This is a genomic window from Actinoallomurus acaciae, from assembly GCF_042429965.1.
Classification (GTDB): domain Bacteria; phylum Actinomycetota; class Actinomycetes; order Streptosporangiales; family Streptosporangiaceae; genus Actinoallomurus; species Actinoallomurus acaciae.
In genome coordinates this window covers 1-1,018 of sequence record NZ_JBHLZP010001123.1, presented here as the reverse complement: position 1 = coordinate 1,018, position 1,018 = coordinate 1, and the positions used below count along the sequence as shown (strand labels likewise).

At 46.8% G+C, this 1,018-nt stretch carries 1 protein-coding gene; it reads left to right on the top strand.

From position 1 onward, the window contains the following. The first annotated feature begins 124 nt into the window (after positions 1 to 124). Entirely contained in the window at positions 125 to 475 is a 351-nt protein-coding gene (locus ACFFNX_RS51025) for a hypothetical protein (RefSeq protein WP_378213735.1), read from the top strand. Positions 476 to 1,018: the final 543 nt, after the last annotated feature.

The following is a 1,018-nucleotide window of genomic DNA, read 5'->3' as shown; positions in this document are numbered from 1 at the left end:
TCAGCCTGTGGGAGGAGATCGCGCAGCTGGCGGACTTCGATAAGGTTCCGGACTATGTCGGTTATCTCTCACATTACTCTGCACGCGCCAGCTTGTAGACGACGCTTGGCCTTGAGGTGACGGCATGATCACGGTCGAAGAGTTCAAACAGGCCGTGAAGAACAGCTGTGTGGGGAAGAAGTATGACGACTTCCCCCAAGCGATGAAGGCTTTCATTGAGTCCAACTTCAAGACCATTGACATCAACGAGGACGGAGTAATGGGCGTCGAAGAATACAGATATGACTGCGTTCAGCGAATGGTTGTGGAGGACATCAAGGTCATCGATGACGCCTATAACACACTGCTCAATGACGACGACAGAAAAAAGGGTGGTCTTACTCTTTCAAGATACCAGGAGTTGTTCGCGCTGTTCCTAGGAGACAACAGCGAAGACTGCCCTGCGAAGCACCTATTCGGCCCCTTAGAGCTCTAATCAATGCCTAGACTACACTTTAGAGCTATAAGCACGGCCTGGACTAAGCTTTAGAGATGTTTTCACGGCATAAACTAAACTATAGAGCTGTTTTCACGGCGTAACTAAAATAAACTTTAGAGCTCTTTTCATGGCCTAGACTAAGCTTTGACTGACACACCTATTGTTAACTATTTGTAATAACGACGCGAGGCGGAAATGTTGGGTTTGACGGCTACAGTCGCCTTTCGGGTCTTGTGTGCTTAAATGTTGGATAAAGTTAGGGCTACCAAAGAAATGTTAACACTGAAAGATCAAATTCGTCACTCAAAAGATCAAATTGGTCAACTTGGTAAGGTTTTGTTTCTGTTAAAACCATTGATGACTAACAATGGACAGTTTACAAACCTGGACACCAAAGATGGAAATGTAAAGCGTCAATTTCCTGTACCTGTACCATCTAGGTACTGACGTAACACCTCGCCGATCCGGTAGAGTCCTCAATGGATGCCCAGAACCAATAAAGCTGCCATAGTCCAGGTCTGCCCCGCACTACAAGGCCCG

Excerpts from the sequence above, each read along its gene's own strand:
- ACFFNX_RS51025 (WP_378213735.1), top strand. The coding sequence starts at position 125 with ATGATCACGGTCGAAGAGTTCAAACAGGCCGTGAAGAACAGCTGTGTG.